The 25344-nt window shown below is 74.0% G+C and carries 20 protein-coding genes; 5 read left to right on the forward strand and 15 right to left on the reverse strand.

What is annotated here, in order from left to right:
- The first annotated feature begins 27 nt into the window (after positions 1-27).
- Positions 28-429, forward strand: a complete 402-nt coding sequence (locus tag ACSNN8_RS31100) for a hypothetical protein (protein WP_436653533.1) — start codon at positions 28-30, stop codon at positions 427-429.
- A 106-nt stretch (positions 430-535) separates the two neighbouring features.
- Here the strand turns inward: ACSNN8_RS31100 and ACSNN8_RS31105 are convergent, their stop codons facing one another.
- The 8 genes from ACSNN8_RS31105 to ACSNN8_RS31140 form a co-directional block, all read right to left on the reverse strand.
- Positions 536-2746, reverse strand: coding sequence for a glycoside hydrolase family 3 N-terminal domain-containing protein (locus ACSNN8_RS31105; RefSeq protein WP_436653534.1), 2211 nt, complete (start codon positions 2744-2746; stop codon positions 536-538).
- A gap of 1380 nt (positions 2747-4126) precedes the next feature.
- Positions 4127-4417 carry an ArsR/SmtB family transcription factor gene (locus ACSNN8_RS31110; protein ID WP_436653535.1) on the reverse strand — a complete coding sequence of 97 codons (291 nt, stop codon included), beginning with the start codon at positions 4415-4417 and terminating at the stop codon, positions 4127-4129.
- Positions 4414-5229, reverse strand: a complete 816-nt coding sequence (locus ACSNN8_RS31115) for a metal ABC transporter permease (protein ID WP_436653536.1) — start codon at positions 5227-5229, stop codon at positions 4414-4416. Before ACSNN8_RS31115 ends, ACSNN8_RS31110 begins: the two co-directional genes overlap by 4 nt.
- Positions 5213-6085 (reverse strand): metal ABC transporter permease, encoded by an 873-nt coding sequence (locus ACSNN8_RS31120; RefSeq protein WP_436653537.1) that lies wholly within the window; start codon positions 6083-6085, stop codon positions 5213-5215. The genes ACSNN8_RS31115 and ACSNN8_RS31120 overlap by 17 nt, the downstream gene beginning before the upstream one ends.
- Positions 6082-6831: a metal ABC transporter ATP-binding protein gene (locus tag ACSNN8_RS31125; protein ID WP_436653538.1), complete on the reverse strand. Its 750-nt coding sequence runs from the start codon at positions 6829-6831 to the stop codon at positions 6082-6084. The genes ACSNN8_RS31120 and ACSNN8_RS31125 overlap by 4 nt, the downstream gene beginning before the upstream one ends.
- Before the next feature lies 1 nt (position 6832).
- Complete coding sequence (locus ACSNN8_RS31130) at positions 6833-7822, reverse strand: metal ABC transporter substrate-binding protein (RefSeq protein WP_436653539.1); 990 nt, start codon at positions 7820-7822, stop codon at positions 6833-6835.
- 170 nt (positions 7823-7992) lie between these two features.
- Positions 7993-9330 (reverse strand): endo-1,4-beta-xylanase, encoded by a 1338-nt coding sequence (locus ACSNN8_RS31135; RefSeq protein WP_436653540.1) that lies wholly within the window; start codon positions 9328-9330, stop codon positions 7993-7995.
- Positions 9331-9508: 178 nt separating this feature from the next.
- On the reverse strand, positions 9509-10948 hold the full coding sequence (locus tag ACSNN8_RS31140; protein ID WP_436653541.1) for a sigma-70 family RNA polymerase sigma factor: 1440 nt from the start codon (positions 10946-10948) through the stop codon (positions 9509-9511).
- 196 nt (positions 10949-11144) lie between these two features.
- Here ACSNN8_RS31140 and ACSNN8_RS31145 point away from each other — a divergent pair, with 196 nt between their 5' ends.
- The gene (locus tag ACSNN8_RS31145; RefSeq protein WP_436653542.1) at positions 11145-12611 is read left to right on the forward strand and encodes a non-reducing end alpha-L-arabinofuranosidase family hydrolase; all 1467 of its coding nucleotides are present in this window, start codon (positions 11145-11147) and stop codon (positions 12609-12611) included.
- On the opposite strand, the gene ACSNN8_RS31150 is transcribed toward ACSNN8_RS31145, so the two are convergent.
- From ACSNN8_RS31150 to ACSNN8_RS31160, 3 genes are read right to left on the reverse strand one after another with little or no spacing between them, the layout of a single operon-like run.
- Entirely contained in the window at positions 12602-13546 is a 945-nt protein-coding gene (locus ACSNN8_RS31150) for a D-alanine--D-alanine ligase family protein (protein WP_436653543.1), read from the reverse strand. The genes ACSNN8_RS31145 and ACSNN8_RS31150 overlap by 10 nt on opposite strands.
- Entirely contained in the window at positions 13543-14652 is a 1110-nt protein-coding gene (gene alr / locus ACSNN8_RS31155) for an alanine racemase (RefSeq protein WP_436653544.1), read from the reverse strand. Before alr ends, ACSNN8_RS31150 begins: the two co-directional genes overlap by 4 nt.
- Positions 14649-15515, reverse strand: coding sequence for a S1 family peptidase (locus ACSNN8_RS31160; protein ID WP_436653545.1), 867 nt, complete (start codon positions 15513-15515; stop codon positions 14649-14651). Before ACSNN8_RS31160 ends, alr begins: the two co-directional genes overlap by 4 nt.
- 118 nt (positions 15516-15633) lie before the next feature.
- Between ACSNN8_RS31160 and ACSNN8_RS31165 the strand changes: the two genes are divergently transcribed.
- Together ACSNN8_RS31165 and ACSNN8_RS31170 are read left to right on the forward strand one after the other, a co-directional pair.
- On the forward strand, positions 15634-16293 hold the full coding sequence (locus ACSNN8_RS31165) for a response regulator transcription factor (protein ID WP_436653546.1): 660 nt from the start codon (positions 15634-15636) through the stop codon (positions 16291-16293).
- Entirely contained in the window at positions 16290-17369 is a 1080-nt protein-coding gene (locus tag ACSNN8_RS31170; RefSeq protein ID WP_436653547.1) for a sensor histidine kinase, read from the forward strand. Before ACSNN8_RS31165 ends, ACSNN8_RS31170 begins: the two co-directional genes overlap by 4 nt.
- Here the strand turns inward: ACSNN8_RS31170 and ACSNN8_RS31175 are convergent.
- From ACSNN8_RS31175 to ACSNN8_RS31190, 4 genes are all read right to left on the reverse strand, one after another.
- Positions 17366-17866 carry a cupin domain-containing protein gene (locus ACSNN8_RS31175; protein ID WP_436653548.1) on the reverse strand — a complete coding sequence of 167 codons (501 nt, stop codon included), beginning with the start codon at positions 17864-17866 and terminating at the stop codon, positions 17366-17368. The two genes, ACSNN8_RS31170 and ACSNN8_RS31175, sit on opposite strands and share 4 nt — an antisense overlap.
- A gap of 13 nt (positions 17867-17879) precedes the next feature.
- On the reverse strand, positions 17880-18824 hold the full coding sequence (locus ACSNN8_RS31180) for an NADP-dependent oxidoreductase (RefSeq protein WP_436653549.1): 945 nt from the start codon (positions 18822-18824) through the stop codon (positions 17880-17882).
- 884 nt (positions 18825-19708) lie between these two features.
- Positions 19709-21052 (reverse strand): M1 family metallopeptidase, encoded by a 1344-nt coding sequence (locus tag ACSNN8_RS31185; protein WP_436655466.1) that lies wholly within the window; start codon positions 21050-21052, stop codon positions 19709-19711.
- Entirely contained in the window at positions 21049-24912 is a 3864-nt protein-coding gene (locus tag ACSNN8_RS31190; RefSeq protein WP_436653550.1) for a Pls/PosA family non-ribosomal peptide synthetase, read from the reverse strand. The genes ACSNN8_RS31185 and ACSNN8_RS31190 overlap by 4 nt, the downstream gene beginning before the upstream one ends.
- Before the next feature lie 164 nt (positions 24913-25076).
- Between ACSNN8_RS31190 and ACSNN8_RS31195 the strand changes: the two genes are divergently transcribed.
- Positions 25077-25325: a hypothetical protein gene (locus ACSNN8_RS31195; RefSeq protein ID WP_436653551.1), complete on the forward strand. Its 249-nt coding sequence runs from the start codon at positions 25077-25079 to the stop codon at positions 25323-25325.
- Positions 25326-25344: the final 19 nt, after the last annotated feature.

Consider the following 25344-nt stretch of genomic DNA (forward strand, 5'->3'; position numbering starts at 1 on the left):
CCTCGATGAACGCGAAATCATGGCCGGGTGACATCAGCCCGGATCGCCCTGCTCGCCACCGCCGCCGCCCACCTGGGTTTCCAGGCCACCGTGACCGCCGTCGTCTATCCGGCGCTGGCCCGGGTGCCCGCCGCGCAGTGGGCCGCCGCCCACCGCGCCCACACCCGGGCGATCACCCCGGTGGTGGTCGTCGTCTACGGATCCCTGCTCGTGGCCTGCGGGTGGGCGCTCTGGTCGGGGCCGGACGCCGCGACGTGGGTGGCGATCGCCGCGACCGGCGCCGCGATGGCCGTGACCGCCTTCGCCGCCGCACCGGCGCACGGCCGGCTCGGCCACGGCCACGACCCGGAGCGGCTCCGCCGGCTGCTGCGCGCCGACCGCCTGCGAGCGGCCGCGGCGGCGGTGGCCCTGGTCGCCGCGCTGCTGTGACCCTCCCGCGCGCTGCTGTCGCCCACCCGCGGGCCGCTGTCGCGCACCCGCGCGCTGCTGTCGCCATCCCGCGCGCTGCTGTCGCCCACTCGCGCGCCGTTGCGGGTCACTCGGCGGCGCACGGGGAGCCGTTCAGCGTGAACGCAGCGGGCCGCGGGTTGCTGCCGGAATGCGAGCCGTTGAAGCCGAAGCTGACCGTCGCGCCGGGGGCAAGGGAGGCGCTCCAGGCCTCGCCGGTGGCCGTGACCGCCGAGCCGCTCTGGGTGACCCGCGCGGACCACGCCTGGGTGACCGTCTGCCCGGCGCCGAACGTCCAGGTCAGCGTCCACGGGTTGACCGCCGCCGCCCCGGTGTTGGTCAGCGCCACCGTGCCGGTGAAGCCGGAGCTCCAGTCGTTGGTCGTGTACCGCACCTTGCACGACGCGGACGGCGTGGTCGGGGTGGGCGTCGGCGTCGGTGTCGGCGTGGGGTCCGGGGCGTCCGCATAGGACAGCCCGTACCCGTACGGGAACAGGGGTGTCTTGCCGTCGCCGTCGTTGATCGGTTGCTGCGCCGCCGACTGCATCCACGTCACCGGCAGCTTCCCGGTGGGCGCGTAGTCGCCGAACAGCACGTCGGCGACCCCGCCGCCCTCGGTGCCCGGCAGCCACGCGGCGACCAGCGCGTTCCAGGCGCCGATCTCCGAGGCGATGTCGAGCGGCCGGCCCGAGACCAGCACCACGACGACCGGCACGCCCGTCGCGCGCAGCCGGGCCAGCGTGGCGAGGTCGGTCGCGTCGAGGCCGAGCGAGCCGGGACGGTCGCCCTCCCCTTCCGCGTACGGCGTCTCGCCGACCACCGCGATCGCCGCGCGGTACGAGCTGTCGATGCCCGTGCCGTCGCGGTTGTAGGTCACCGTCGTGCCGCTGCCCACAGCCGCGCGGATGCCCGCCAGGATCGACGTGCCCGGCACCGTGTTGCCGCTCGCGCCCTGCCAGCTCAGCGTCCAGCCGCCGCTCTGGTTGCCGATGTCGTCCGCGCTCTTTCCCGCCACGAAGATCTTGCCGCCGGTCTTGGCGAGCGGCAGGATGCCCCGCTTGAGCAGCACCTGCGACTGGCGGACGGCCTGCCGCGCGAGCGCCCGATGCTCCGCGCTGCCGATCGTCGAGGCGTAACTGCGGTCCGCGTACGGCTTCTCGAAGAGTCCCAGCTCGAACTTCTTGGTGAGGATGCGCCGGTTGGCGTCGTCGACGCGCGCCGCCGGGATCTGCCCGCTCTGCACCGCCGCGCGCAGATAGCCGGCGAACGCCTTCCAGTCGGCCGGCACCATCGCCATGTCCAGCCCCGCGTTGAACGCCGTCACGATCTCGGCCTGGGTGAACCCGCGCTGCCCGTCGAGCTGGTCGACGGCCGCCCAGTCCGACACCACGAAGCCGGTGAACCCCAGCTCGCCCTTGAGCACATCGGTGACCAGGTATTTGTGCGCGTGCAGCTTGGTGCCGTCGAAGCTGGAGAACGACAGCATCACCGAGCCCACGCCGCGCTCGACCGCGGCCCGGAACGGCGGCAGGTGCACGGCCCGCAGCTCGGCCTCGCTGATCTGCGTGTTGCCCTGGTCGACGCCGCCCGTGGTGCCGCCGTCGCCGATGTAGTGCTTGGCCGTCGCGAGCACCGAGGCGGGCCCGTCCAGCCGGCTGCCCTGCAATCCGTCCACGACCGTGGTCATCGCGGTCGCGAGCTCCGGCTTCTCGCCGAACGACTCGTACGTCCGCCCCCACCGGTCGTTGCGGGCCACGCACAGGCACGGCGCGAACGTCCAGTCCTGCCCCGCCCCCGTCACCTCCTCGGCCGTGGCGCGCCCGATCCGCTGCACCAGCGCCGGATCACGCGTCGCGCCCAGCCCGATGTTGTGCGGGAAGATCGTCGATCCCGGCACGTTGTTGTTGCCGTGCACCGCGTCGATGCCGTACAGCATCGGAATCTGCAACGGCGTCGCGAGCGCGCCGCGCTGGTAGCTGTCGTACATGTCAGCCCACCCCGCCGGCGTGTTCGGCGAGGGCGCCGAGCCGCCCCCCGAGAGCACGGACCCCAGCCGGTAGGTGGTGATGTCCGCGGCCGTCGTCACCCCCCGCTCGGTCTGCATCATCTGCCCGACCTTGTCGTCGAGCGTCATCCGCCCGAGCAGGTCCGCGACGCGGGTCGCCACCGGCAGCGACGGATCCTGATAGGGCAGCACGGCCGCAGCACGGGCGGGCGCCGTCACACCCATTGTGAGCAGGCCGGCGACCCCGGCAAGCGCGGCCGCCACTCGAATACGGGCCGTTCCGGACAGACGCATAGCGGGGAGTCCTCACGCCGTTGGAGACATCGACAGTCATCGTGACATGGGAGCGCTCCCATTACAACGCTGTGTCCACCGTGTGAACCCGTCCCGCTCTCCGCCCGGCCCGCATCCTTCGCGGAATGCTCGGCGATACCCTCGGCCACGCGGCTCCCGTGCCACGTGTGACCGGCGGCCGGCGCCGGGTTGCATCAGCGGGCGGCGCACCTTCGGCGTCTCGCGGTCGCCACCGCCGCTCCAAGGAACCCGCAATTTCGCCACGCCGCCAGTCCCTTGCGGCGGCAGCCGATAGCGCATCCGCCATCGCCGCCCGTAGCCCGGCTCGAGATACCCACCTCGGCTGACTCCCGATGAACGCGCTCGCCCTGCCGCCCGTAGCCCGGCTCGAGATACCTACCTCGGCTGACTCCCGATGAACGCGCTCGCCCTGCCGCCCGTAGCCCGGCTCGAGATACCTACCTCGGCTGACTCCCGATGAACGCGCTCGCCCTGCCGCCCGTAGCCCGGATGGAGATCCCGCTCTCGTCGCCCAGCTCAAGACGGCTGCCGTGCCGAACCCGCCGACGCGGGTCGCCATCAACGAGCCGCCGCTGCCACCCGTCGTACCGCTCACTGCCACAACGCATCCTAGGAGGCTAGGCTGTCAGTTGCGCCGACCGTTGTTCCCCGATCGGCGGCGCTCGACGACTGCCGCGGCGTCGTAAAGCTGGGGCATGAAGCGTTCACCGCGTGTGACTTCGCCATTGAGGCACTGCACAAGCACTGACCTGCCGAGGATCGGTCGCCCTGGGCGGACAGCCGGTCGAGTCAAGAGCAAGTCCCAGTACGGGCGCTGTCACGTCCGCTCTTGTGCGCGCCGGCCACGGCGGCAGGACACGGTGTCGGCGTCGCCGGAGGTGGCGACGACGGGTCGGGAGCGTCGGCGCGCTGAGCACCGCCACGTCGACCGGCGCGCGATGAGCACCGGGCCACGTCGACCGGCGCGCGATGAGCACCGGGCCACATCGGGCGGCGCGCGTTGACCCGGGCCGTCCGGCGGAAGGACGGTCTGCCCGGTTCGCGACGCCGGCGTGCTGAGCGTGCTCGGCGGCCGCTACCGCTCCTGACCGCCGGCGGCAGCCGGCGGGGAACGCCGCGACGAGGCGGCGGCCGATGCCGACCGGCGCCCCGGAATGCCACGACGAGAGGCGGCGGCCCGAGTCCGACCGGCGGCCCGAAATGCCACGACGAGAGGCGGCGGCCCGAGTCCGACCGGCGGCCCGAAATGCCACGACGAGAGGCGGCGGCCCGAGTCCGACCGGCGCCCCGGAATGCCACGACGAGAGGCGGCAGCCCGCTCCCGACCGGCGCCCGGGGACGCCGGGACGAGGCGGCCGGTCAGCTCCCGGCATAGCGCAGCACCTCGTCGACCAGGCGGGCGGTCGCCTCGTCCGCGAGCGAGTAGAACAGGTGACGGCCGGCGCGGCGGCGGCGGACCAGGCCTGCGGTGGTCAGGTGGCGCAGGTGGTGGGCGACCGAGGTCTGGTGCACGCCGAGCGCCGCGGCCAGCGCTGTCGGGGTGGTTTCGCCGCCGCGCAGGAGGACGAGGATGTGCAGGCGGTGTTCGTACGCCAGGCCTCGTAACGCCTCCACCGCGCGCGCCAGGGCGGCGCCGGTGACGGCCGTCATGCGTGGACCGCGGGACGGGGGCGCAACCGCGTGGCCGACCAGGACACGAGGACCACCGCGGTCGCGGTGAGGGAGATGCTCGCTCCCGCGGCGACGTTCCAGCGGGCCGACAGTGCCAGGCCCAGCAGGCCGCTGCCCACGCCGAAGGCCACGGCCAGCGCGGTGACCACGGGCAGGCGGTCGGACCACAGCCGGGCCGCGGCGGCGGGCGCGACGAGCAGTGACACGGCGAGGATCGTGCCGACGGCGGGCACCAGGGTCACCACGACGACCTCCAGGGTCAGCAGCAGCACGACGTCCCACGCGCCGGTCCGCACGCCGGCGGCCTCGGCGCCGGCGCGGTCGAAGCCGATGTGCAGCAGCGGACGGGCGCCGCCGGCCAGCACCGCAGCCACCACGACGAGGGCGAGCGCGGTGATGACCAGGTCCCGGCCGCCGACGGTGAGGACCGAGCCGACCAGGAACGAGGAGAGGTCGCGGCTGAAGCCGGGCTGGGTCGCCACCAGGCCGGCGCCCAGCGCGAACCCGGCGGACAGCACCACGCCGGTGGCGGCGGAGGCGTCCTGGCCGCGGCGCCGGGACAGGGCCGCCACCCCGAGCGCGACGAGGCCGCCGGCGACCACGCCTCCGAGCAGGATGTTGACGCCGACGATCGAGGCCGCGACGACGCCGGGGAAGGTCGCGTGGGTCAGCGCCATCGTGAAGAACGACAACCGGCGCAGCACGACCTGCACGCTGACCAGCCCGGCCAGCGCGCCGGCGAGGACGACCTCGGCGGCGGCGCGGTGCAGGGCGTCATCCCACCAGTTCATGCGGCGAGGTCCTTTCGGAGGTGACCGAGGGGCGGGCGCGCAGCAGCCGTACGGGAAGGAGCAGCACGTACGCCGCGACGAGCAGCAGGACGACGGCCGACGCCGAGGTGAGCGCGACGCCGTGACGCAGCGACGCGGTCCAGCTCAGCAGCAGCCCGGCGTAGCCGGCGCCGGCGATCAGCAGGGTGCCGAGCACCGCCATCACGGCGAGGCGGCCGGTCACCATCCGCGCCGCGGCGGCGGGCACGATCAGCAGCGCGACGACCAGGATCGTGCCGACCGCGCGCACGGCGGCGACCACGACCAGCGCGACGAGCAGGTTGAGCCACAGGTCGAGCCACGCGACCCGGTAGCCGGCAGCGGCGGCGCCGGCCGGGTCGAACGACCGGAACAGCAGGGCCCGGGCGCCGATCAGCAACGCGACCAGCACCAAGACGGCCAGCACCGCGGTCTCGGCGAGCTGCCGGGGCGTCACGGTCAGGAGCCGTCCGAAGAGGAACGACGTGAGATCCGAGGTGTACGAGGACCGGCGCGACACCAGCACGACGCCGAGCGAGAACATCGCGGTGAGCACGACGGCCGTCGCCGCGTCGTCGGACACGCGGCCGCGGGTCAGCACGGTCAGCACGACCGCGGTGAGGACGGCGGCGACCAGCGCGCCGGCGAGGACGCCCTCCAGGCCGCCGGCGACAAAGCCGATCACCACGCCCGGGAAGACGGTGTGGGTGAGCGCGTCCGAGGCGAACGACAGCCGGCGGACGAAGACGAAGACGCCGACCGGGCCGCACGCGAGTGCCAGCAGCACGATCTCGGCCAGGGCGCGGCCCATGAACGGCAGCGTGAACGGCTCGATCACGGCTCGACCAGCATCGTGACGCCGTCGGGCAGGTCGACGGCGTGACCCCCGTACGCCCGGCGCAGCCGCTCGGCCGTCAGCGTCTCCTCCGGCGTGCCCACCGCCCACTGCCGCCCGTTGAGCAGGCACACCTGGTCGGCGAGGTCGCGCGCCACCTGGAGGTCGTGCGTGCTGAGCACCAGCGCGGCGCCCGCGCGGCTCAGCTCGCGCAGCACGGCGACGATCGCCTCCTGGCTGACCGCGTCGACCCCGTTGAACGGCTCGTCGAGCAGCAGCAGCCGCGGCTCGGCGGCGAGGGCCCGGGCCAGCAGCACCCGCTGCCGCTGCCCGCCGGAGAGCGTGCCGAAGCGGCGCCCCGCCCGGTCGGCCAGGCCCACCCGCTCCAGCGCGTCGGCCACCGCGCGGCGGTCCGGCGCCCGGGCGGGACGCCACCAGCCGATCCGGCGGTAGCGGCCCATCATCACGACCTGCCGCACGCTCACCGGGAAATCCGCGTCGAGCGCGCCGGTCTGCGGCACGTATCCGGTGCGGCCGCGCGCGGCTGCCGGGCTGTCACCCAGCACGGTGGCCTCGCCGGCGAGGATCGGCACCAGCCCGAGCACCGACTTGATCAGCGTGGACTTGCCCGCGCCGTTCGGCCCCACCAGCGCGAGCCGCTGCCCCGGCTGCAGGTCGAGGTCGACGTGGGTCAGCACCGGCGTACGGTCGTAGCCCGCGCTCACCCCCGCGTACCGCAGGGCGGACATCTCAGCCACCGAGCGCCGCGACGATGACCTCGGTGTTGTGCCGCTCGGCGCCCAGGTAGGTGCCCTCCGGCGTACCGGGTGCTCCCAGGCTGTCGCCGTACAGCGCGTCCTCGCCGCCGACCACCTTCACGCCGGCCTGCCGGGCGATGGACTCGGCGCTCTTCGGGGGCAGCGAGCTCTCCGTGAAGATCGCCTTCGTGCCGGTCGCCCTGATCTTCGCGACCAGGTCGGTGAGTTGCCGCGCGGACAGCTCCGCGGACGTGTCGAGGCTGGGGATGACCGAGCCGACGAACGCGAGCCGGTAGCGGTCGACGTAGTAGCCGAACGCGTCGTGGTTGGTGACGAGCTTGCGGTCCGCGGCGGGCACCTTCGCGAACGCCGCCTCGTTCTCGGCGTCCAGCAGGTCCAGTTCCGAGGCGTACGCGGTGAGGTTCTTCGCGAACGCGCCGGCCCTCGCCGCGTCGGCCGCCGCGAGCCCCTTCTCGATGTTCGCGACCATGATCTTGGCGTTGCGCGGGTCGTGCCAGATGTGCGGGTCGTGCTCCTGGCCGGCGTGCTCCTCCTCGTCCGCGTGCTCCTCGCCCTCTTCGTGCTCGTGGCCGCCCTCGCGCAGTTTCACGCCCTGGCTGGAATCGATGACCGCGCCCCGGAACCCGGAGGCCTCGATGGTGCGGTCGAGCCATTCCTCCAGCCCGACGCCGCTCTTGACGACCACCTTCGCCTCGGCGATCGCCTTGATGTCGGCGGGCGTCGGCTCGAAGTCGTGCGGGTCCACGTTCGGCTTGATGATCTGCGTCACCGAGACGTCGGACCCGCCGATGTTCCGGACGAAATCCGCGACCTCGGGCGTGGTCGCCACCACCGCGAGGGCCGTGCCGGCCGAGGCAGCCGACGCCGCGGCCCGGTCGCTGCCGCCGTCGCCGCAGCCCGCCAGGACCGTCGCCGTGGCGGCCGCAGCCGCGACCCAGGAAATGCGCTGCCGGTGTTTCATCAATTCCACTCCCGTCGCTGAGGAGCAGAACGATAATCGTTTTCGAAATTAATCGTCTAATGGCAAGATGGCCATTTTCATTCATTCTGATGCGCGCATACGGCCGGTCCATCGAGAAAGCCGGCCGCGCCCGCCGGTGGGAACAATCGGCGGGCGCGGCGGCTCGGGGCTCAGGAGGCGCGGCAGGCCGGCGTGGCCGTGGGGCCGGAACCGGTGCCCTGGAAGCCGAACTCGGTGGAACCGCCGGCGGGGATCTGCCCGTTGTAGGCGACGTTGCCGAAGCTGACCGTGCCGGACGTTCCGCTGCCCGTCGCGCTCCACACGCCGGTGAGCGCGCTGCCGCCGGGCAGGGCCACGGTGACGGTCCAGCCGTTGACCGCCGAGGATCCGGCCCGGACCCGGACCGTGGCGACGTAGCCGCCGTTCCACGAGTTGAGGGACACGGTGGCGCTGCACCCGGCCGACGGGACGCTGGTCGGCGTGCTCGTCGGCGAGCTGGTCGGCGTGGTGGTGCCGCCGGCGTTGAGGGCGTTCAGGACCGAGGTGTACGCGGCCTTGCGGTTGCCGGAGCCGTCGAACAGCAGCGGGTTGTCGCCGGTGCGCCAGGAGTCGGTGTCGCGGATGCCCCAGACCGTGATGCCGGTGCAGCGGGCGACGGCCAGGCACGCCCGCGTGACGGTGGCGTAGATGTTCGCCTGGTTGGCGCCCTGAGCCACGTCGAGCTCGGTGATCTGCACGTCGACGCCGAGGTCGGCGAAGCGTTGCAGGTTGGCCTGGTAGGTGGAGTCGACGCCGGTGCCCAGGTGCGACTGGAAGCCGACGCAGTCGATCGGGACGCCGCGGGCCTTGAAGTCGCGGACCATGGTGTAGATGCCGGTCGACTTCGCGTTGATGCCGTCGGTGTTGTAGTCGTTGTAGCAGAGCTTCGCGCCCGGGTCGGCCGCCCGGGCGGCGCGGAAGGCGGCCTCGATCCAGTCGTTGCCGGTGCGCTGCAGGTTGGAGTCGCGGCGGCCGCCGCTGCCGCCGTCGGCGAAGGCCTCGTTGACCACGTCCCAGGCGTAGATCTTGCCCCGGTAGTGGGTGGCGACCTGGGTGACGTGGTTGATGGCGGCGGTGCGCAGCGCGGAGCCGGACAGCGACTGCGCCCAGCCGGGCTGCTGGGCGTGCCAGAGCAGGGCGTGGCCGCGCACCTTGGAGCCGTTGGACAGGCCCTGGTTGAGGATGCGGTCGCCGTTGGTGAAGGTGAACCGGCCCTGCTGCGGCTCGGTCGCGTCCCACTTCATCTCGTTCTCGGGCGTGACCGAGGTGAACTCCGTGGTGAGCAGGCGGGTGTAGGTGGCGTCGCCGAGCCGGCCGGCGGCGATCGCCGCGCCGAAGTAGCGGCCCTTCTCGGCCGCCGAGGCGCCGAGCGTGGTCGCCGCGTCGGCGGTGCCGGCCAGCACCAGACCGGCGGCGCCGGCGGACAGGGCCAGGGCGGCGGCGAGCAGGCGACGGGGATGTCTGAGCATGTGAGAACTCCGGGGGACGGTCGGCCGCCGGGGAGTGCGGCCGGATTTGGGAGCGCTTCCATCGGTGTGCGCCCATCCTGCAAGCCGCTCCGGAGGGCTTCAAGATCCGACCATTCGGCCGGGCCGGTCATAACGCTTTTCAGCGTGCCGCCGGAAAAGCGGCGCGGGCGGGGGGTCGTCAGTCCAGCGGCGGACGGACGACGAACGAGCTGTCGGCGCGGAACGCGTCGGTGCCGTCGAACTGGTCGATCCAGAGCTGGTCGCCGACGCGGCGCAGGAAGAACGTGCGGTAGTTGTAGGACTCCAGCGAGACGCCGCCCGCGACGAAGCCCGCCCGGGGGCAGAAGGTCGCGTCCCGGCGGAACAGCACGGTGCCCTCGTCCGGGCTGAGCCGCAGCCGGAACGACGAGTGGCGCAGATACCGGCCGTCGGGCCCGCGCAACGACACGCAGGCCGGGTCGGCGAGGCCGGCGGCAACCTCCAGGGTGGCCCGTCGCCGGTCCGCGGCCCCGCTCGACGGGCCGACCGCGGCGAGCACGCCCTGATCGCCGGCGACCGCCACGTACCGTCCGGGGGCGGCGGCCGACTCCAGCGACACCGGCCCGGCCGCGAGCGGCACGGCCGACGACCCCGGCTGCGGCTGCACCGGACCGGGACGCTGCGCGGGCGCCACGGCCACGGCCGGCGCCGGCCGGGGCGCGGTCACCCATCCCGTCACCGGCACCGTGACGCCCACGACCAGCGCCCCGGCGCCGGCCACGGCGGCGAGCGGGTGGACGGCGGCTGCCTGCGCCACCCGGGCCGCCCAGGTCGCGGCGCCCTTGACCAGCACGGCGCCGGCGAGCGCGATCGGCACGGGCGCCAGCGCCAGGCTGACGAGCAGCCGGTCGGCGGGCACCAGGGCGCCGGTCGCCCGGGCGCAGACGGGGCAGGACCGCACGTGGCGGCCGAGACGCTTGCGCCAGTACGGGCTCGGGCTGCCGTCCCAGCCCGCGGCCACCTCGCCGAGCGCGTCGCAGCCGGGCACGGCCTCCAGCGCCGCGACGATGGCCCGGCCCGCCTCGAGCTGCTCGCGCATCCGCTGGATCCGCACGCCCGCGTGCGCCACGCCGACGCCCAGCGCAGCAGCGACGTCGGCCCGGGTGAGCTCGCCGATCAGCTCCAGCCACCACAGCGCGTACACCGTGTGCTCGTCGCCGGCCAGCCAGCGGGCCGCCTGCCGGGCCTGGTGGCGCTGCGCGGCCAGGGCCGACCGGAGCACCGCGGGCCCCTCCACCTCGGCGCCCGCGTCCGGACCGTCGACCGCCGTGCCCCACGGGACCGTACGGCCCGCCCGGAGGTTCTCCCGGGCCAGGTGGGTGCCGATCTGGTGCACGGCGATGGCGGTCAGCCACGCCCGGAAGCTGCCCGGCGAGCGCAGGTCGCCCAGCTGCCGCAGGGCCCGCACCATGACGTCCTGCACCACGTCGTCGACCTGCGCGTCGTCGTGCAGCACCCGCCGGACCAGGTTGTAGACCACCGGGAGGTGACGGCGGGCCAGCTCGTTCCAGGCCTCGCGGTCGCCGGCCCGGGCCGCGACGACCACCGCCTCGTCGCCGCCGTGCCGACCGTGCGCCATCGAGTGTCCCCTATCCGGTGCCGTGGGAAAAGGATGGTAGGAGGGCCGGTCGGCGGATTCAACCGGGGAAAGTCGTTACGCGACGACAGTCCATTCGGTCGTGCCCCCGGAGGCGTTGAGGCGTCCCGGAACCGTCTGGCACCATTCGCGGCATCCCCCTTTTGTTAACGCTCACAGCACGGAGAAGGAGTGCGTCATGCCCCGACGCCGATTGCTCCCGGCGCTGGTCGTGTCGGCCACCGCGCTGGCCGCCGGCATCGCCGCCGTCGTCGCCGCCCCCGCCGCCTCGGCCGCGACGGTCGACCCCACCGCGTCGTACGTCCTGGTCAACCGCAACAGCGGCAAGGCGCTCGACGTCTACAACCTCGCGACCACCGACGGCGCCCGGATCACCCAGTGGACCCGCAACGACCAGGCGCAGCAGCAGTGGCAGTTCGTCGACTCGGGCGGCGGCTGGTACCGGCTGCGCTCCAAGCACTCCGGCAAGGTGCTGGACGTCCACAACTGGTCCACCGCCGACGGCGCGCCGGTCGTGCAGTGGGCCGACACCAACGGCGCCAACCAGCAGTTCCGCCTCGCCGACTCCGACGGCGGGCACGTCCGGCTGATCAACCGCAACAGCGGCAAGGCCCTCGAGGTGCAGGGCGCCGCCACCACCGACGGCGCCAACGTCGTGCAGTACAGCGACTGGAACGGCGCCAACCAGCAGTGGCAGCTCGTCCGCGTCGGCGGCACCACGCCCACGACGCCCGGCACGTGCAGCCTCCCCTCGACGTACCGCTGGTCGTCCTCCGGCCCGCTGGCGACGCCGAGGCAGGGCTGGGCGTCGCTCAAGGACTTCACCCACGCCCCCTACAACGGGCGGCAGCTGGTCTACGCGACCACCCACGACACCGGGTCGACGTGGGGCTCGATGAACTTCGGGCTGTTCACCAACTGGTCGGACATGGCCTCGGCGAGCCAGAACGCGATGGCCCCGGCCGCGGTGGCCCCCTCGCTGTTCTACTTCGCGCCCAAGAACGTCTGGGTGCTCGCCTACCAGTGGGGCGGCACCGCCTTCTCCTACCGGACGTCGAGCGACCCCACCAACGCCAACGGGTGGTCGGCGCCCCAGGCGCTGTTCACCGGCAGCATCAGCGGCTCGGGCACCGGCCCGATCGACCAGGCGCTCATCGGTGACGGCACGAACATGTACCTGTTCTTCGCCGGGGACAACGGCCGGATCTACCGCGCGAGCATGCCGATCGGCAACTTCCCCGGCAACTTCGGCAGCAGCTCGACGGTCGTCCTGAGCGACACCACGAACAACCTGTTCGAGGCCGTGCAGGTCTACAAGGTGCAGGGGCAGAACCAGTACCTCATGATCGTCGAGGCGATCGGCGCGAACGGGCGCTACTTCCGCTCGTTCACCGCGAGCAGCCTCGGCGGCTCCTGGACGCCGCAGGCCGCCAGCGAGGGCAACCCCTTCGCCGGCAAGGCGAACAGCGGCGCGACGTGGACCAACGACATCAGCCACGGCGAGCTGATCCGCAGCAACGCCGACCAGACGATGACCGTCAACCCGTGCAACCTGCAGCTGCTCTACCAGGGCCGCTCCCCCAGCTCGGGCGGCGACTACGGCCTGCTGCCGTACCGGCCGGGGTTGCTGACCCTTCAGCGCTGACCGGCGCCCGCGATCAGGATGTCCAGCAGGGCCGGGAACGCCAGCCCGGCCCGCTGCCAGATCCGCGGGTACTGCGAGGCGGCGGTCATCCCGGGGAACGTGTTCACCTCGTTGACCACGGGCTCCGGGTCGCCGTCGGCCGGGAGGAAGAAGTCCACCCGCAACAGTCCACGGCAGCCCAGCGCGTGGAACGCCCGGACCGCCCGGCTCTGCAGCAGCCGGGTGGTCGCGGCGTCGAGCCGGGCCGGGAGGTGGAACGTGGCGCCGCCGTCGTACTTGGCCGCGTGGTCGAAGAAGCCCCGGCGCACCGTGATCTCCAGGGGCGGCCCGGCCTCGACCCGGCCGTCCGGGTGCTGCAGCAGGGCCACGTCGACCTCGCGGCCGGTCACCGCCCGCTCGATGAGCACCTTGTGGTCGTACTGCCCGGCGTGCCGCAGCGCGCCGGGCAGTTCCGACCGGTCGCCGACGCGGGAGACGCCGAGGCTGGAGCCGGCCCGGGCGGGCTTGACGAAGACCGGCAGACCGAGTTCCCGTACGGTCCGGTCGGCCGCGTCCGCCGTGACGCCGGCCGCGACGCGCAGGCCCTCGGCGGCGAGCAGCTTCTTGGTGACCACCTTGTCCATGCCCGCGGCACTGGCGAGGACCCCGTTCCCGACGTACGCCACCCCGAGCCAGTCGAGCATGCCCTGCAGCCGGCCGTCCTCGCCGTAGGGGCCGTGCAGCGCGGGGAACGCCACCTCGGCGCGCCGGATCGCCTGCAGCGCCCCGGTCAGCGGCACGGGCCGTCCGTCCACGTGCCACTGCCCGTCCCGGCCGATCAGCAGCTCGGTGACGTCGTAGGCCCGCGGGTCGAGGTGGTCGAGGATGCTGCGGGCCGAGCGGCACGAGACGTCGTGCTCGCCGCTGCGGCCGCCGTAGATCAGGGCCAGTCTCATCGGTCGTGCGCCTCCGGGTGCTCGTGCCGGCGCGGCACCCGGGCGCCGATGCCGGTCAGGATCTCGTGCGGGTTGGTGCCGGCCCAGCGCGCCCAGTCGGCGACCGTGGGCTCGGCCGGGCCCGGGCCGAACACCACGACCGGGTCGCCGAGGCGGACGGGCAGGTCCCCGGCGTCGACGACGCACTGGTCCATCGCGATGCGCCCGGCGATCGGGCAGCGCCGCCCGCCCAGCCACACGTGGGCGCGGCCCTGGGCCGAGCGCGGCAGGCCGTCGGCGAAACCGAGCGGCAGCAGCGCGAGCGTGGCCGGCCGGGTGGTGACGTGGTCGGGGCCGTACGACACGCCCGTGCCCGCGGGCACCCGCTTGACGTTCACCACGCGCGACCGCAGCGTCATCGCCGGCCGCAGACCGGGCCCGGCCCCGGCCCCGTAGAGCGCCAGCCCGATCCGGCACAGGCCGAACCGCGCGCGGGGCACGCCCAGCGCGGCCGCGGAGTTCGCCAGGTGCAGCAGCCGCGGGTCGAGACCCGCCCCGCGCGCCACCCGTACGGCCTGCTCGAACGCCTCGATCTGCCGCGCCACGCCCGGATCGCCGGGCTGCTCGGCGTTCGCCAGGTGCGACCAGACGCCGTGCACCAGCAGCTCGCCCGCGGCCTCGTGCTTGCCCGCCCACGCGACCAGGTCCGCCCAGTCGTCCGGCACGGCGCCGCCCCGCGACAGCCCGGTGTCCGCCTTGAGGTGCACCCGCGCCGGCGTGCCCAGCGACCGGGCCGCCGCGGCGATCGCCTGCAGGTGCGGCACGGTGGACACGCCGAGGTCGACGCGGGCGGCGATCAGCCGGGCGAAGTCCTCGCCGGGCGGGTGCAGCCAGCTGAGCACCGGCGCGGTCAGCCCCGCCGACCGCAACTCGAGCGCCTCCGCCGCGCTGGTCGTGCCCAGCCACGCGGCGCCGGCGGCCACCGCGGCCCGCGCGACCGGGACGGCGCCGTGCCCGAAGGCGTTCGCCTTCACCACGGCCATCAGCTCGGTGCCGGCGGCCGCGGCGACCGTACGCACGTTGGACGCGATCGCGGCGAGGTCGACGACCGCCTCGCCCAGGCTCACCGGGGCGCTCCGGCACGGCGCCGCCACGCGACGACGCTCGCCAGCAGGATGGCGGCCACCGTCAGGCCGGCCAGCCCGACGGGCCCGTACGAGCGGCCCGGCGAGGCGATCGTGTCGCTGATCCAGCCGGTCAGGTTGTCGGTGCGGGCGCTGAGGTCCGGCCCGCGGTGCGGGCAGGCGGGTCCGGAGCTGACGACGGCCGCGAGCGCGAGCGTTCCGTCGCGCTCCCGGAAGTACGGCCCGCCGGAGTCGTGCCGGCACGGGCTGGTGTCCCGGCGCGGCGCGCGGCCGGAGGTCTCGATCAGCGCGCTGCCGACCGCGCCGACGGTGAACAGCCCGGTCTGCAACCGGGTGGCCGGCCCGGTTCCGCCGTCGTGGGCGACCAGCCCGAACCCGGTCAGCCGCAGCACCTCGCCCGTCGCCGGCGGCCGGGTGCCGACCCGCAGCGGCGCGATCCCGGTGACCTCGCGACCGAGCTCGGCCAGCGCCACGTCCGCGCCCTCGGCCTGGTACGCGGCGACGACCTCGACCTCCTGCCCCGCGCCGCTGCGCAGGTCGGTGCGGCCCACGATCGCGGTGGTCCGCTCGGCCACGGTCCGGCTCAGCCGCCGGTCGCCGTCGCGGAAGCAGTGCCCCGCGGTGATCACCCAGCGCGGCGCGATGAGCGCGCCGGAACACGAGCTGTCCCGGGTGCCGCCGCCCTCGGCCGGCAGACCCGTCATCGTGAGCAGCACCGAGAACCGGTAGTCGCCGTCGCGGGCGTTCTCGCCGTACGCGATGGCGTGCGCGGGGCGCGGCGACCAGGGCACGGCGAGCGCGCACAGCACGAGGACGGCGACACAGTTGCGGACAGACCTGAGCACGGCTCGCCATGCTTCCGGGCGGACCGTCCGGTGAGCGTCAGCGGCGTCCTTATCGGCCGCTTACCTTGGGTGTGCGAGCCTGACGGGCGGTTCGCCCCGCGGAGCGGAAGGACACGGCATGCGCGTGCTGGTGGCAGACGACGAGCAGCTGCTCGCCGACACGGTCGCCCAGGGGCTGCGCAAGCTGTCCATGGCCGTCGACGTGGTCTACGACGGCGACAGCGCGCTGGAGCGCCTCACCGTCAACCGCTACGACGTCGCCGTGCTCGACCGGGACATGCCCGGGCGCACCGGCGACGAGGTGTGCCGGCAGGTCGTCGGCTCCGCGGACGGCACCAAGGTGCTGCTGCTCACCGCCGCGGCCGGCATCCGCGACCGGGTCGAGGGGCTGGGGCTGGGCGCCGACGACTACCTGACCAAGCCGTTCGCCTTCGCCGAGCTCGCCGCCCGCGTCCAGGCGCTGTCCCGGCGCTCCGGTCCCGCGCTGCCGCCGGTGCTCGAGCAGGGCGGCATCGTGCTGGACAGCACCCGGCACACGGCCACCCGCGACGGGCAGGTGCTCGACCTGTCGTCGAAGGAGTTCGCCGTCCTGCACGCGCTGATGCGCGCCGGCGGCCGGATCGTCAGCACCGAGGAGCTGCTGGAGCAGGCCTGGGACGAGAACGCCGACCCGTTCACCAACACCGTGCGGATGACCGTCATGACGCTGCGGCGCAAACTCGGCGACCCCCCGGTGCTGCACACCGTGCGCCGGGCCGGCTACCGGATCGGCTCGTGAGCAGCGGCTCGCCGGCGCGGCGGATCCTCCTGCTGTGCGCGGTGATCCTGGTGGTGGCCCAGTTCACCCCGTGGTTCGTCAGCCACGGTCTCGACCTGGTGCGGGCGTTCGCGCCGGGCGTCTGCACCGGCGACGGCAGCCTCGCGCCGGACAGCACCACCTCCCCGCTGTGCACCGTCCTGTACCGCTGGCCCAGCCTTCCGGCGCTCGTGCTGTACGGTCTCGCGCTCGTGGTGCTGCTGGCCGCCTGCTACCCGGCTGTGCGCTGGTGCCTGCGGCCGCTGCGCGACCTGGTCGCCGTGATCGGCAACGTCGGCCCGCAGAACCTCGGCCACCGGCTGCGCCCCGGCGCCGGCTCCGACGAGCTGTCCACGCTCGGCCGCACGATCGACGAGATGATGGACCGGATCGCGACCGGCTACGAGGCCCAGCGCCGGTTCGCCGCGGACGCCTCGCACGAGCTGCGCACCCCGCTCGCCGTCCAGCGCACGCTGATCGAGGTGAGCATGGCCGACGAGCTCACCACCGAGCAGCTCGAGCTGCTCACCGACCAGCTGCTGGCCACCAACGAGCGCAACGAGCGCCTCATCGAGGGGCTGCTGGTGCTCAGCGAGAGCGACCGCGGCCTGATGACCCGCACGCCGCTGCGCCTCGACCGCATCACCGCCGCCGTGCTCGACGCCCACCGCAAGCGCGCCGCCGAGGCGGGCGTGACCCTCACCAGCGACCTGCAGCCGCGCACCGTGCTGGGCGAGCAGGTGCTGCTCGAGCGGCTGGTCACCAACCTCGTGCAGAACGCCCTCAAGTACAACCGGCCCGACGGCACCATCGACGTGCGGGTCGGCGACGACCCCGCGCTGGTCGTGTCGAACACCGGCGACGACGTGCCGCCCGAGGAGGTGACCGCGCTGTTCGAGCCGTTCCACCGCCGGGCCGGCACCCGCATCGACCACAGCGGCGGCGCCGGCCTGGGCCTGGCGATCGCGCGCTCGATCACCCAGGCCCACGGCGGCCTCATCACCGCGTCCTCCACCGGCCACGACGGCCTGCGCGTCGAGGTGTCGTTCCCGGCCTAGAGGAACTCGCTGCGGTACGTCGGGGCCAGCTCGACCGCGAGGCGGCGGCGCTCGGCGAGCTCGTCCGGCGACAGCTGCGGCGGCGGGGCGTCCTTGCCCGCGACCACGTCGCCGATGCGCAGGAAGTACTCGTCCTGGCCGGCCGGGGTGCACATGCACAGCATGCGGGCCGGCGCGCCCGAGACGTTGCGGAAGTTGTGCGGCGCGTTCGCCGGGACGTTGATGGTCGACCCGGCCCGTACGGTGTGCTTCTCGCCGCGGAACATGAACTCAATCTCGCCCTCGAGGATCGTGAACATCTCCTCGAAGTCGTGCCGGTGCGGCGGCGGGCCACCGCCGTCGGGCACGCGCATGTCGATCAGGCAGTAGCGGCCGTTCGTCTGCTCGCCGGTGATGAGGATGGCGTAGGTGTTGCCGACCAGCGAGACGTACGTCGTGCTCGGGTCGTCCGGGTTCGCCACGGTCAGCGAGCGGGTCGGGTCGTCGTCGGGAATCATCGTGCGATCTCCTTCAGTCGTTGGTCGTAATGATGATCTTGCCGCTGGGCAGGGTCCCCGCGGCCGCGTCGGCGTGCAGGGCCGGCAGCTCGGCCAGCGGCACCCGGCGGGCGACCTCGACGCGCAGCTCACCGCGGTCGACCAGCTCCACCAGATGCGCCAGCTGCCCGGCGTCGCTGCGCACGAACAGGTCGACGCCGCGCACGCCACGCTGCTCGTCGGAGGGTGCGGGCATCCACACCGTCGTGTTCACCAGCACGCCACCGGGGCGGATCAGGGCGGGCAGCGCGGCCAGCCGCGCCGGGTCGACCGGGGCCAGGTTGAGCACCACGTCCACCGGCTCGCTCACCGCCGCGGCCAGGTCGGTGCGGGTGTGGTCGACGACCTCGTCGGCGCCGCCCGCCTTTGCCCGATCGGCGCTGCGCGGGCTCGCCACGGCGATCACGTACGCCCCGGCCTGCTTGGCCAGCTGCACCGCATAGCCACCGACCGCGCCACCCGCGCCGTTGACCAGCACCCGCTGCCCCGCCGTCAGCTTCGCGTGATCGAACAGCGCCTGCCACGCGGTCAGACCGACCGCCGGCAGGGCGGCCGCGTCCGCGAGCGGGATGCTCGCCGGCGCCTTCGTGAGCGCCTCGGCGGGCGCCAGGACGAACTCCGCCGACGCGCCGGTCCCGGCCATCGGCAGGAAAGCGATCACCTGGTCACCGGCCGCGAAGCCGTCCACGCCGTCGCCGATCGCGTCGACCGTGCCCGCGACGTCGATGCCCGGCGTGTGCGGCAGCGTCACCGGGATCGGGCCCTGCATGAACCCGGCGCGGATGTTGCCGTCGACACCGTTGAACGACGTCGCCGCGACCCGCACGCGTACCTGACCGGCACCGGGGACCGGCTGCTTCACGTCCTCGTAGCGCAGGACGGACGGGTCGCCGTACTCGTGGAAACGCACTGCCTTCATGGTCCTGCTCGCCTTCGCTCGACATGGCTTCGAATTCGAAGCATCTGCGATTCAAGGTAGTACTGCTTCGAGTTCGAAGCAACTGGCGGGTCTGTGGCCTCCGGCACAGCCTGGGAACGGCGGCCGGCCCGGGGCTTGTGCGTTCGGGACACGCCGGCGACATGGTCACCGCTGCGGAAGGCATGTGACGGGCACACCACGCTCCGAAGGCCCGGGCCGCCGCACGGGCGCCTTCACCGTCGCCACCCGGAACACCTGGGAGCCGTTCCTCGGCACCTGGAACTACGGTGCAACGAGTGGGTCAGGTCCTTCGCGCACGACTTCCGGTCGTCCATTACTGCCTACCCTCTAATCATCCCAAAGCACCTCGACCGGATATGTCGTAAATGTTGTGTTGCTTGTAGGCGTGCAAGACGCCTGGCGCGCAGGCGCGCAGGCGCGCTGGCGCGACGGCGCAGGACGTGCAAGCGCGACGGCGCGAGATGCGCAGGTGCAGGGCGGAGACGCGCAGGAAGCGAGACGCACAGAACGGAAGGTCACGCTCCCAACGCCGCCGAGATCAACGCCGCGCGCGCCAAGGCACCCATGGCTCGCGCCGGTTGGCCGCGGGCCAAGGCGCACGACGGGCAGGCGCCTGGAGCGAGATGCGCCGGCGCAAACGGAAGGCGCGCAGGCACAGACGCGGAACACGAGACACGCACGGGCAGGCAGAGGCACGCACGCGCAAGCCCGAGACGCGCAGGTGCAGGCCCGACGCGCAAGCCGAGACGCGCAGGTGCAGGCGCGAGACACGCACGCGCAAGCCGAGACTCGCAGGCGCATGGCGCGGATGCTGGCGCAAGAGCGACGGGCAGATCAGGGGCGACGAAAGCGCGACGGGCAGGTCAGGGGCGGCGGGGTAGCGGGGGCAGGGCCGGACGGTCGAGCCACGCGTCGAAGAGGTCGTCGAGCGGAGTGGCGGCGTAGCGGGCGGCGTGGGTTCTGAACTGAGCGGTCGTGACGGTTCCGTGGCGGTGTTCGGCTACCCAGGAGCGCAGCAGGGCGAAGAACGCCTCGTCGCCCAGCCGGGCGCGCAGGGCGTGCAGGGTGAGCGCGCCGCGCTTGTAGACCAGGGGGTCGAACATGCGGTCGACGCCGGGGTCGGCGACCGTGAGGTCCTGCGGGTGGGCGGCCACCCAGAGGTGCCACCGGGCGGCCTGGGTGTCCGCGGACGGGCCGCCGGAGGCCTCGGACCACAGCCACTCGGCGTACGTGGCGAAGCCCTCGTTGAGCCAGATGTGGCGCCAGTCCGCGACCGTGAGGCTGTTGCCGAACCACTGGTGGGCGAGCTCGTGCGCGGCCAGCCGCTCGTGGGTGCGCCGCCCGTCGAGGTGGTTGCGCCCGAACACGGCCATGCCCTGCGCCTCGACCGGGTCGTCCAGGTCGTCGTCGGCGACGACCACGACGTACTCGCGGAACGGGTACGGGCCGAACAGCCGTTCCAGCGTCGCCATGACGGCGCCGCTGCGGGCGAAGTCGTGCTGCAGCAGGCCGCGCAGCCGGGGCGGGACCGCGGCGCGCTGGGGCACCCCGCCGGCGGCGAGGTCGACCAGCTCGTACCGGCCGGCCTGCACGCCCATGAGGTACGGCGGGGTGGGCTCGTTGCGCTCGTACACCCAGGTGGTGGTGCCCGCGCCCCGGCGGCGCGCGACCAGGTCGCCGGTGACCAGCACGGTGTACGGCGTGGCCGTGGTCAGCGACACCACGAAGGTGGCCTTGTCGTCGGGCCGGTCGTTGCACGGGAACCAGGACGGCGCGCCGTTCGGCTGGCTCGCGACGAGCACCCCGTCGGTCAGCTCGTCCCAGCCGATGTCGCCCCACCGGCCGGAGACGGGCTGCGGCGTGCCCGCGTACCGGACCTCGACCTTGAAGGTGGCGCCGTAGCCGATCGGCCGCTCCGGCTTGACCCGCAGCTTGCCGTGCCCGTGGGTGTACTTCGCGGGCCGGCCGTCCACCCGGACGTCCGCGACGCGGAAGCGGCCGAGGTCGAGGCTGAACCGCGACAGCGGCTGGACGGTCCGCGCGGTGACGGCCGCCCTGCCCGCGAGCCGGTTGGACGCGATCCGATAATCCAGGTCGAGGTCGTAGTGCAGCACCCGGTACCCGCCGTTGCCGTGCGCGGGCAGGTACGAGTCGGTCGAGTGGTCGGCGCCCGGCGACGCGCCCCCCGGCGCCGACCCGGGGGTCATGCCCAGTTCGCGATCGGGTTGCCCAGCCACCTGCTGTCCTCGGGCACGGCGTCGCCGCGGGTGACCAGCGAGCCGGGGCCCACGGTGGTGCGCGCGCCGATGCTCGCGCCGGGCAGCACGATGCCGTGCGGGCCCAGCGTCGCGCCCGCGCCCAGGGTGACCTCGTCCATGCTCATGATCCGATCATGGAAGAGGTGGGTCTGCACGACGCACCCCCGGTTGACGGTCGCGCCAGGGCCGAGCCGCACCAGGTCGTACTCGGGCAGCCAGAACGTCTCGAGCCAGGCGCCGCGGCCGATCTTCGCGCCGAGCGTGCGCAGCCAGAGGTTGAGCAGCGGCGTCCCGGTGGCGAAGCGGAACAGCCAGGGCGCGGCGAGCACCTCGACGAAGGTGTCGGCGAGCTCGTTGCGCCAGACGAACGACGTCCACAGTGCGCGGTCGGCGACCCGGAACCGGCCCGCCAGCAACCACTTCGCGGCGGCGGCGGTCAGCGCGGCGGTAACCGTGGCCGCGAACACCACCGGACCGGCGGCGAGCGCGGCCGCCGGGGCGCCGAAGGTCTGCCAGATGAGCGCCAGCGCCGCCAGCACGAGCACGGCGAGCGCCCCGGCGAGCATGACCGGCACGATGCGGCACAGCTCGACGGCGGCGCGGGCGAGCTTCAGGCGTACGGGCGGGTCGTAGGTGCGGGTGGTGTCGGCGGACTCGACCGTGCGGCGCAGCGGCATCGGCGGGGCGCCCAGCCAGGAGCTGCCCTTCTTGGCCTTGCGCGGCGCCGAGGAGAGCACGCCGACCAGGCCGCGCTTGGGCACCGACCGGCCGGGCGCCGCCATGCCGGAGTTGCCGAGGAACGCCTGCTTGCCGATCCGGGCCGGCGCCACCCGCAGCCAGCCGTGGCTGAGCTCGTACGTGGCGACCATCGTGTCGTCGGCCAGGAAAGCCCCGTCCTCGACGGTCGTCATGGCCGGCAGCGCCAGCACGGTCGACACCTCGGCGTTGCGGCCGATCCGGGCGCCGAGCAGCCGCAGCCAGACCGGCGTGAACAGGCTGGCGTACATCGGGAACAGCGCGGTGCGGGCCATCCCCATCAGCCGCTCGGTCGTCCAGACCTGCCAGGCGATCCTTCCCCGTACGGGATGGAAGCCCGCCCGCAGGCCGATGCTCAGCAGGCGCACGCCCGCGAGCACCAGCAGCGCGTACGTCACGAAGTAGGCGACGGCCGCGACCGGCACGACGAGCAGCGCGCTCGCAAGCGTGGTTTGGTTGCTCAGCAGGGCGAGCGCGGGCAGCACGGCGGCGACCGGCAGCAGGCCGAGCAGCTGGGCCGTCACGCTGTAGCCGGCCACCCAGAGGCGGGAGCGCCGCTCGGGTCGCTGCGCGGGCCACGCCGCCTTGTCCTTGGACACGGTCGGCGCGGCGGGCGAGCCGGCCCAGCGCTTGCCGGCCGGCACGGCGCCGGTCACGGTGGAGCCGGCGTCGATGTGCGCGCCCTTGCCGATCCGAGCGCCGGGCATCAGCGTGCTGCGCGAGCCGACCCGGCCGCCGGCGCCGACGCGCACCTTGCCCACGCGGACGACGTCGCCGTCGACCCAGTAGCCGGACAGGTCGACCTCGGGCTCGATCGCGGCACCGCGGCCGAGCTTGAGCAGCCCGGTGACGGGCGGCGCGGAGTGCAGGTCGACGTCGGGGCCGACCTGCGCGCCGAGCGCCTTGGCGTACGTGATCATCCAGCCCGCGCCGGCCACGCCGGTCGCGCCGGTCAGCTCGGCCAGCCGCTCGGCCGCCCAGAGCCGCAGGTGCACGCCGCCGCCCCGCGGGTACTTGCCGGGGCGGACGCCACGCAGCAGCAGCCGGGCGCCCGCGGCGGCCACGGCGATCCGGCCCGGCGGGCTGAACAGCACCACCCAGGCGGCGGCGATCCACCACCAGGAGACCTCGGGCGCCCAGGACGCCGGGACCAGGTTGCCCAGCGCGGCCAGGATCGTCAGCCAGCGCAGGCCCACCAGCGCGAACATCGGCAGGGCCAGCAGCCCCTGGAGCAGCCCGGCGCGCCGCGGCGTGGGCTGGACCTCGCGGCGGACCCGGGCGGTGGTGTCGAGCGCGTCGAGCACCGCGGCCATCTGCGCGAGCCGGGGGTGCTGATAGACGTCGGCCACCGACACCTGCGGGTGGGTGCGCCGGATCCACGCCACGAGCTGCGCGGCGTTCAGGCTGCTGCCGCCGCTGGAGAAGAAGTCGGCGCCGGGCTCGGACGGGCGTACGCCCAGGATCTCCTCCCAGCCCTCGGCGAGCCACGCCTCGGTGGCGCCCAGCTCGGCCGTCCCGTCCCCGGCGGTGGCCAGCGGCCAGGGCAGCGCGGCCCGGTCGACCTTGCCGGAGGTGCGCGTGGGCAGGTCGTCGACGACGGCCAGCAGCGGCACGAGCGCGGCGGGCAGCTGCTCGCGGATCCGCTCGGTGGCGGCCGCGGTGTCGAAATCGGGGTCGCGCGGCACCAGATAGCCGACCAGCAGCTGGTTGCCCGCGGCGGTCCGCTTCACCGCCGCGGCCGCGCCCGCCACGCCCGGCAGCGCCTGCAGCGCGGCGTCCACCTCGCCCAGCTCGATCCGGCGCCCGCCCAGCTTGACCTGCTCGTCGCCGCGGCCGAGGAACAGCAGCCCCTCGGGCTCGGCGCGCACGATGTCGCCGCTGCGGTACGCCCGCTCCCAGCCCAGCGCGGGCAGCGCCGCGAACTTCTCGGCGTCTTTTGCGGCGTCCAGGTAGCGCGCGAGGCCGACGCCGCCGATGACCAGCTCGCCGGTCTCCCCCATCGCGACCGGCCGGCCGGACGGGTCGACCACGGCCAGCTCCCAGCCCGCCAGCGGCAGCCCGATGCGCACGGGTCCCTCGCCGGTGAGCCGGGCGGCGCAGGCGACGACGGTGGCCTCGGTCGGGCCGTACGTGTTCCAGACCTCGCGACCCTCGACGGCCAGCCGCTCCGCCAGCTCGGGCGGGCACGCCTCGCCGCCGAAGATGAGCAGCCGCACGTCGTCGAGCGCCTCGACCGGCCAGAGCGCGGCCAGCGTCGGCACCGTGGACACGACCGTGATGCGCTGCTCGGCCAGCCACGGGCCCAGGTCGACGCCGCTGCGCACCAGCGAGCGCGCGGCGGGCACCAGGCAGGCGCCGTGCCGCCACGCGAGCCACATCTCCTCGCAGGAGGCGTCGAAGGCCACCGACAGCCCGGCCAGCACGCGGTCGTGCGGGCCGATCGCCTCGGCGTCGTCGTCGGCCAGGAACAGCTGGGCCTCGGCGTCGACGAACGCGGCCGCCGCGCCGTGCGGAACGGCCACGCCCTTGGGCGTGCCGGTCGAGCCGGAGGTGAAGATGATCCAGGCGTCGTCGCCCGGGCCGGGCCGTTCGAGGCGGCCCGCGGGCTCGCCGCGCAGGTCGACGGCGAGCCCGTCGCCGATGACCGCGCAGACGCCCGCCTCGGCGAAGACCAGCTCGGCGCGCTCGTCCGGGTCGTCGGCGTCCACCGGCACGTACGCCGCGCCGGCCGCCAGCACCCCGAGGATCGCCAGGTAGAGCTCCGCCGTGCCGGACGCGACGCGGATGCCGACCCGGTCGCCGACGCCGATGCCGTGCCCGTGCAGCGTCGCCCGCACCGCGTCGACCGCGTCGGCCAGCTCGCGGTAGGTCAGCGTCGTGGCGCCGGCGTCGATCGCGCGGGCGCCGCCGTGGGCCTGCACCGTCGCGTCGAGGATGTCGACCAGCGTGCGGCGGATCGGGGCGGAGCGGGAGCGGAACAGCGCCGGGGCCTCCGGCTCGGCCGCGATCGCGGGAAGGTCGATCAGACGCAGATCAGCGGTCGTCACCGTCACCGGGGCGTGCTCCCTCTCCACAACGTCGAAGTCGCCAGGCGCGCGGCATCGGGCCGCCCGGGGCAGCATTCAAAGTTACGGGCAGGAAACGGTTTCCTGACATGATCGTGGCGACCGCCACACCTGCGTGCGACGACGACCTGGCGACCACGGAAGGAGCCCGAGTGGGCGCACCCAGGAACCACGACGAGGTCGAGGTCACCGTCACCGCCGTCCGGCCGTACGGGCTGGACGTGGTGACCGGCGACGGCCACCGCGGCTGCGTCGACCTGCTCAAGATCTCACCCGGCGGCGCCGCGCCGTGGCCCCGGGAGGGCGATGTCCTGCACGTGGTCGTCCTCGACGAGACCCGGTTCCGGGCCAGCCTGCTGCCCGCCGACTTCGCGATCGCGCGCCGGCTCCGGCCGGCCTGACCGATGACCCGACCGCGGT

Origin of the sequence: Actinoplanes sp. URMC 104 (assembly GCF_051386375.1) — a bacterium.
In the GTDB taxonomy this organism is placed as follows: Bacteria; Actinomycetota; Actinomycetes; order Mycobacteriales; family Micromonosporaceae; genus Actinoplanes.

Excerpts from the sequence above, each read along its gene's own strand:
- ACSNN8_RS31105 (WP_436653534.1), bottom strand. The coding sequence starts at position 2,746 with ATGCGTCTGTCCGGAACGGCCCGTATTCGAGTGGCGGCCGCGCTTGCC.
- ACSNN8_RS31110 (WP_436653535.1), bottom strand. The coding sequence starts at position 4,417 with ATGACGGCCGTCACCGGCGCCGCCCTGGCGCGCGCGGTGGAGGCGTTA.
- ACSNN8_RS31115 (WP_436653536.1), bottom strand. The coding sequence starts at position 5,229 with ATGAACTGGTGGGATGACGCCCTGCACCGCGCCGCCGCCGAGGTCGTC.
- ACSNN8_RS31125 (WP_436653538.1), bottom strand. The coding sequence starts at position 6,831 with ATGTCCGCCCTGCGGTACGCGGGGGTGAGCGCGGGCTACGACCGTACG.
- ACSNN8_RS31130 (WP_436653539.1), bottom strand. The coding sequence starts at position 7,822 with ATGAAACACCGGCAGCGCATTTCCTGGGTCGCGGCTGCGGCCGCCACG.
- ACSNN8_RS31135 (WP_436653540.1), bottom strand. The coding sequence starts at position 9,330 with ATGCTCAGACATCCCCGTCGCCTGCTCGCCGCCGCCCTGGCCCTGTCC.
- ACSNN8_RS31140 (WP_436653541.1), bottom strand. The coding sequence starts at position 10,948 with ATGGCGCACGGTCGGCACGGCGGCGACGAGGCGGTGGTCGTCGCGGCC.
- ACSNN8_RS31145 (WP_436653542.1), top strand. The coding sequence starts at position 11,145 with ATGCCCCGACGCCGATTGCTCCCGGCGCTGGTCGTGTCGGCCACCGCG.
- ACSNN8_RS31150 (WP_436653543.1), bottom strand. The coding sequence starts at position 13,546 with ATGAGACTGGCCCTGATCTACGGCGGCCGCAGCGGCGAGCACGACGTC.
- ACSNN8_RS31165 (WP_436653546.1), top strand. The coding sequence starts at position 15,634 with ATGCGCGTGCTGGTGGCAGACGACGAGCAGCTGCTCGCCGACACGGTC.
- ACSNN8_RS31175 (WP_436653548.1), bottom strand. The coding sequence starts at position 17,866 with ATGATTCCCGACGACGACCCGACCCGCTCGCTGACCGTGGCGAACCCG.
- ACSNN8_RS31180 (WP_436653549.1), bottom strand. The coding sequence starts at position 18,824 with ATGAAGGCAGTGCGTTTCCACGAGTACGGCGACCCGTCCGTCCTGCGC.
- ACSNN8_RS31185 (WP_436655466.1), bottom strand. The coding sequence starts at position 21,052 with ATGACCCCCGGGTCGGCGCCGGGGGGCGCGTCGCCGGGCGCCGACCAC.